Here is a 5,239-nt window from a genome sequence, read left to right on the forward strand (position 1 = left end):
AACGATCGACCCCGTCCCGACGCCTACTCGCCCGTGACGTCGTAGTTCCTCGCCGACCGGCGCCGACCCTGCCGCCGTACGCCTCTCCCCCGCCGCAGGCCGGATCTCGTCGCCAGCCTCGCCCTCGTCGACCCCGCGGACGAGGAATGCCCCTTCTATCACTCACGCACCCAGCGGACTATCAACGGAGCGCAGCGTCTCGTGTTTCCGCCCCTGGCGAGGCTCGGGGTTCTCGGCCCTATCTTCGCCCGGTCTCTCGCCGGATATCCCGGCGATGTCCTCGAGGACATCTGGCGCGAGGCCTTCACTCGCACAGTGGTCCGGACTCAGATCGCCGAGGCCGAAGACATGCCGGGCGATCTCCACGCCCTCGCCGAGGAAACCCGCGGCTCCACCGCACTCCCGCTCACCGTGATCTCGGCCGGCAAGTCCGCCGGCGTCGGCAAGAAGACCAGGCGACAGCTCGCCTCGGCTCATCGTTCCAGGTCGATGACGTCGGAGGCCTGGAGATTCGTCACGGCCACGGATTCTGCACATCTCGTCATGCACACCGAGCCCGCGCTCATCGCCGGGGAGATCCGCCGCATGATCGAACGCCTGGCTTAGTCGGACGTCCGGCGTCATCCACGAAAGTCTGCGAGGGGCGCGAGCGGAGGCGTGAGCTGTTCCCCCACCACACTCTCTAGCTCGCCCGGGCCCTTGCCCCTTCGGACCTTTCGGTCCCTGGCGAGCGCCTCGGCCGATGCGCCGAGAGTAAGCGGGCCCCACACGAGCAGGGGCGCGTAGACGGCAACCATGAGCACGAGCGCTCCCCCGTGGACCAGGCCCTGATCGGGGCGCGAACCGCCGAGCGTGCCGAAGACCATGGAGTAGCTGAACATCCACGTGATCACCGCACCTCCGAGGAAGCCGAGCGCTCCGGGCAGCCACCACGGCATCGGCGTGTGCCTGGCGATCGGGCGGAACCACCCGAGCGTGAGGGCGAGGACCGCGAATGCCGCGAGCATTTCGATCACCGTGAGAGCGAGGACGTATCCGGTATCGCCGGAATTCGCGTCGCGGAACGCCTCGGTTCCCGGGAGCCGGCCGTAGATCATCAGGATCCGCCAGATCGACGAAGGCAGGGCGACGACGACGGCGAGGAGCGCGAGGCGCACGCTCCAGGAGAAGCGGCGTTTCCGCCGTGATGTGGGGTTGGTTTCTTCGCCGTGATCGATGGCCTTCATGACAGCCCTCCTCGGCTGGTGTCGGCGCCCCGATCGGGGCGATAACCAGCACATTAGGGGCGCAAAACGGTTCCCGGAACCGGGAGATCACCGAGGGGAAGAACCCTGATACTGCCGTGTTGACGGACCCGGCGCTCGCCGGTTCGGGCTCGGCTCAGGCCCGAATCGGGCCCGGTTCACCGCCAGGTGACGTCGACGTTCTGCCTGCGTTTCCAGCCGACGGTGTGGAGCAAGGGCTCGGCGAGCTGCCGCGCGGGCGTCCCGATGCACAAGTACGCGAGCGGGCGCGCGCCCTCGGGGACGGGCACCGTCGCCGCGACGCGCTCGGGGTCGACGAGGCTCACCCAGCCCATGCCGAGGCCCTCCGCCGTGACCGCGAGCCAGAGGTGGGCGATGGCGCAGACCACGCTGTACTCGAGCGCCGCCGGCATGCTCGTGGTGCCCAGTGTCGCGCCATCTGGCGGGACGAAGCTCACAACGAGGCCGACGGGCGCGGTCTCGATTGCCTCGAGGGTGAGCGAATCGTAGAGCTCGCGCCGGCCGCCGGAAAAGCGTTCCCGCTCCCGCTCGCGCACGTCGGCGAAGCTTTCTCGGACCTCGCGCTTGAGTGCCGGATCGGTGATCACGGTGACGTGCCACGGTTGGCTCAGCCCCACGCTCGGCGCGAGCTCGAATACCGAGAGGAGACGCTCGACTGTTTCTCGTGGGACGGGATCGGGCCGGAAATGTCGGTGGTCGCGGCGGGTGGCCATGATCCGCCACAGCGCGTCGCGGTCGCCGGCCGCCCCGGCTCCTGGGGCTCCGTCCGGGTATTCCCCCGGAACATCGCTCGTCACTTTTCGGCCACCTCCCTGCGCCGAACGATCTCCGTGATCCAGACGGGAGCGAAGGGCGAGGTGCAGTTCGGGGGCGTGGGATAGTCGCGGAGCACGCCGAGCCTTTCCCCGATATCGATGCAGCGATAGCGCAATTCGGGGTTCTCGATGCCGATGGTCGCGAGCGTCTGGTTCATCGCCCACTGGAGGCGCTCGGGGGCGTCGACCATGACCGCCTCGATGGTGACGAGGAGCGCGTCGAAATCGAGGCCCGCGGGCTTCTTGGCGACCCGCTCGCTGGTCAGGGCCCATCCTGCGCTCGAGACCGCCGGGTCCGCATCGTCGATCCAGCGCAGCCGCAGCTCTTCGGCGAGCTTGCTCTTGTTGGCGATGTAGTTGACCAGCCAGTCCTGCACTTTCGGCGTCCGGGATTCGCGGAGCATGGCGTCGAGCTCGTCCGCGGAGAACATGCCCGGTTTGACGACGAGGAGCGCGAGCAGCCGTGCGGCCGTGTCGCCCGAATCCCAGAGCTCGCGGCCGAGCGCCTCGTCGCCCGCGTGGTTCTTGGCGAGCGCCCGGAGCTTGGTGAGGTTGACCCCATGATCGTCGCCGTGCTTCTCGTTGACCGCGCGGATTTTCGGATCCTCGAGTGCCGCCAGTTCGGCGAGCAGATCCTTCGCTGCCGCGGACTGCTCGGGCCCGGTTTCCGTGACTGCCATGTTCGCTGTTCCTCGCCTGCCGGTAGTGCCCGGCCGTCGCCTGCGGAGCCGGCTACTCGGCGGTTCCCGCTAGTGCCGCGCGATGCGGCGTTCCGCGGCCCATTCTGGCAATTGGGGACGCCAGGCGCGCGCCGCGGGTAGCGCGGCGGCGAGGAGCATCGCCACGCCCACGCCGACGCATGCTCCTGCGATGGTGTCGGTGAACCAGTGGACCCCGAGGTAGAGGCGGGAAGCGGCGACGATGGCAACACACGCGGCCGCCGCCGCCCAGAGGAGGCTTATCGCCCACCTTCTGCGCATGTAGGTGGAGAAGACCCAGGCCGTGGCGAAGGCGAGCGCGGCGACGCCGGTGGTGTGGCCCGAGGGGAAGCTGAAGTCGAACTCCCCGATGAGCTGGTCGACGACCGGCGGGCGGCCTCGCTGGAACACGAGCTTGAGCACGAACGTGATCGCCGAGGCGAGGCCGACCGTCGCCACGACGAAACCGGCGTCCGCGAGTTTCCGGCCACGAAGCCACGCGGCGGCGGCGACGAAGAGCGAGATGATGATCGTTGAGGTGGGGCTGAATGCGTTGGTGACGAAGACCATCCACGTGGTGATCCACGGCGAGCGGTTCTCGATGAACTCGCCGAGCACACGCTGATCGTCGGCGGAGGTCGTCCCTGTGTGGACCGCGATGCCGACGATCACGGCGAGAACGACGAGTAGGGAGCCGGCGACGGGCATGGTCGCGTTCGAGCGCAGCAGCGTTTTCACGCCTTTCATAAGATCACTGCCACCTGGGTGCATGCTGTGGGCCGGCTATCGATCCCCGTAAGGTCCCAGGTTTTCGCGGCTCGCCGGCGCGCGATCTCGGGCATTCCGGTTTCTCCGGGCCTGTCCCCTCCTAGCCCTCCATCTCCGGTTCGATCCGCTCGGGATGGGCGTAGATGTTCATCGTCTCGCCGCGGACGAAGCCGGCGAGGCTCATTCCCGATTCTCTCGCGAGATCCACTGCAAGGGATGACGGCGCCGATACGGCGCACATCATGGGGATCCCGGCCATGACGGCCTTCTGCACCAGCTCGAACGACGCGCGCCCCGAGACCATGAGGATGCGGTTCCGCAGCGGGATCTCGCCGTTCTCCACGGCCCAGCCGACGAGCTTGTCGACCGCGTTGTGCCGGCCCACGTCCTCGCGCAGGCACAGGAGATCGCCCTCGGCAGAGAACAGCCCGGCCGCATGGAGGCCGCCCGTGGTGGAGAAGAGTCGCTGTGCCTCGCGGAGACGGTCTGGCAACGAGAGCACGACATCGGCAGTGGTCTGTAGCTGGTCGCCGGCCGGGGAATGCCGGGTGCGAAGTCGGATGGCATCGAGCGAGGCCTTGCCGCAGACACCGCACGAAGACGTGGTGTAGAAGTTGCGCTCGATGTCCGTCGACGGTGCAGGGACGCCGGGCGCGAGATCGATGTCGAGAACGTTGTACGTGTTCCGCCCCTCTTCATCGACGCTGTTGCAATAACGCGCGATGCCGATGTCCTCACGCCCGCCGATCACGCCCTCGGTGAGCAGGAAGCCCTGCGCGAGCTCGACATCCGAGCCAGGAGTCCGCATCGTGACCGACAGCGGGGCGCCGCCGACGCGGATCTCCAGGGGTTCCTCGACGACCAGGGTGTCCGGCCGCTCGTCGACGGTCCGCTCGACGAGAGTTCCCTCTCCGCCGTGCGTCGTTGCACCGATGCGGACGATCCTCCGCCTCGCCGTCGCTCTACCCATGTGGAGCTCCCCTCGCCCTTCGCCCGCGAGGAGAGTGCGTCTCCGGCCGCGAGCTCGTTCTTCGCCCCTCGGATCCTACTCGCGGCTCCCGCACCCCAGACCTCGTAAAGATTAGGTTAGGCTGTACTATCCCGTGGAGAACGACGGCCGCGTCGGCGCGCCGGATCCAGCGTCCGCCGGCACACACCCGCACCAGGCAGCACGCACTGGCCAGCACCTTTGAGGAGCCCCGCGCGACATGACCTCCCCCGCTGTTCCGCACGCCCAGCTCGCCCTCCCCGAGCGCTTCTTTCCCGAAGAGTTCGCGCGACGCTACCGCGAGGCCGGCTATTGGACGGATGAGACCTTCGCCGATTTCGCCGACCGAGCGGCCGAGCGCTTCGGCGATGCCGAGGCCTTGGTGGGAAATGACGCGAACGGCGCCCCGCGACGCTATACGTTCGTAGAGTTCGCCTCGGCGGTGGCGAAGCGCGCCCGCGATTTCGCGGCGCTCGGGATCGAACGAGGCGACAGAGTCCTCGTGCAGCTCCCCAACCTCGCCGAGTACCCGATCGTCGTGTTCGCCCTGTTCCGGCTCGGTGCGATCCCCGTATTCTGCCTCCCCGCCCACCGCGAATCGGAGCTCGCGCACTTCGCGCGCACCGCGAGGGCCTCGGCCCTGGTCACCGTGGCGCGGCACGGCGGCGTCAACTTCCGCGAAATCGCCGGACGGGTACTGGACAC

Annotated in this window: 7 protein-coding genes; 2 read left to right on the forward strand and 5 right to left on the reverse strand. The window is 68.3% G+C overall.

From position 1 onward, the window contains the following. Positions 1 to 201 precede the first annotated feature (201 nt). The gene (locus V7E05_RS13515; RefSeq protein ID WP_333620160.1) at positions 202 to 606 is read left to right on the forward strand and encodes a hypothetical protein; all 405 of its coding nucleotides are present in this window, start codon (positions 202 to 204) and stop codon (positions 604 to 606) included. 14 nt (positions 607 to 620) lie between these two features. On the opposite strand, the gene V7E05_RS13520 is transcribed toward V7E05_RS13515, so the two are convergent. The 5 genes from V7E05_RS13520 to fdhD all read right to left on the reverse strand — a co-directional run bounded on the left by V7E05_RS13520 (position 621) and on the right by fdhD (position 4,516). Next, entirely contained in the window at positions 621 to 1,226 is a 606-nt protein-coding gene (locus V7E05_RS13520) for a hypothetical protein (RefSeq protein ID WP_333620161.1), read from the reverse strand. A gap of 176 nt (positions 1,227 to 1,402) precedes the next feature. Next, a complete protein-coding gene (gene bluB / locus V7E05_RS13525) occupies positions 1,403 to 2,062 on the reverse strand; it encodes a 5,6-dimethylbenzimidazole synthase (protein WP_333620162.1) in 660 nt (219 codons plus the stop codon). Then, entirely contained in the window at positions 2,059 to 2,760 is a 702-nt protein-coding gene (locus V7E05_RS13530; protein WP_333620163.1) for a DNA alkylation repair protein, read from the reverse strand. Before V7E05_RS13530 ends, bluB begins: the two co-directional genes overlap by 4 nt. Before the next feature lie 69 nt (positions 2,761 to 2,829). Then, positions 2,830 to 3,525, reverse strand: a complete 696-nt coding sequence (locus tag V7E05_RS13535) for a phosphatase PAP2 family protein (protein WP_333620164.1) — start codon at positions 3,523 to 3,525, stop codon at positions 2,830 to 2,832. A 121-nt stretch (positions 3,526 to 3,646) separates the two neighbouring features. Then, positions 3,647 to 4,516: a formate dehydrogenase accessory sulfurtransferase FdhD gene (gene fdhD / locus V7E05_RS13540; protein WP_333620165.1), complete on the reverse strand. Its 870-nt coding sequence runs from the start codon at positions 4,514 to 4,516 to the stop codon at positions 3,647 to 3,649. A gap of 238 nt (positions 4,517 to 4,754) precedes the next feature. Here fdhD and V7E05_RS13545 point away from each other — a divergent pair. Then, the coding region (locus tag V7E05_RS13545) for an AMP-binding protein (RefSeq protein WP_333620166.1) at positions 4,755 to 5,239 on the forward strand (485 nt) is incomplete at its 3' end.

The organism is Dietzia sp. (assembly GCF_036741115.1).
Taxonomy (GTDB): Bacteria; Actinomycetota; Actinomycetes; order Mycobacteriales; family Mycobacteriaceae; genus Dietzia.

What these genes read in the sequence shown, in the direction of transcription:
- V7E05_RS13535 (WP_333620164.1), bottom strand. Translation starts at nt 3,525, where the DNA reads ATGAAAGGCGTGAAAACGCTGCTGCGCTCGAACGCGACCATGCCCGTC.
- V7E05_RS13530 (WP_333620163.1), bottom strand. Translation starts at nt 2,760, where the DNA reads ATGGCAGTCACGGAAACCGGGCCCGAGCAGTCCGCGGCAGCGAAGGAT.
- fdhD (WP_333620165.1), bottom strand. Translation starts at nt 4,516, where the DNA reads ATGGGTAGAGCGACGGCGAGGCGGAGGATCGTCCGCATCGGTGCAACG.
- V7E05_RS13520 (WP_333620161.1), bottom strand. Translation starts at nt 1,226, where the DNA reads ATGAAGGCCATCGATCACGGCGAAGAAACCAACCCCACATCACGGCGG.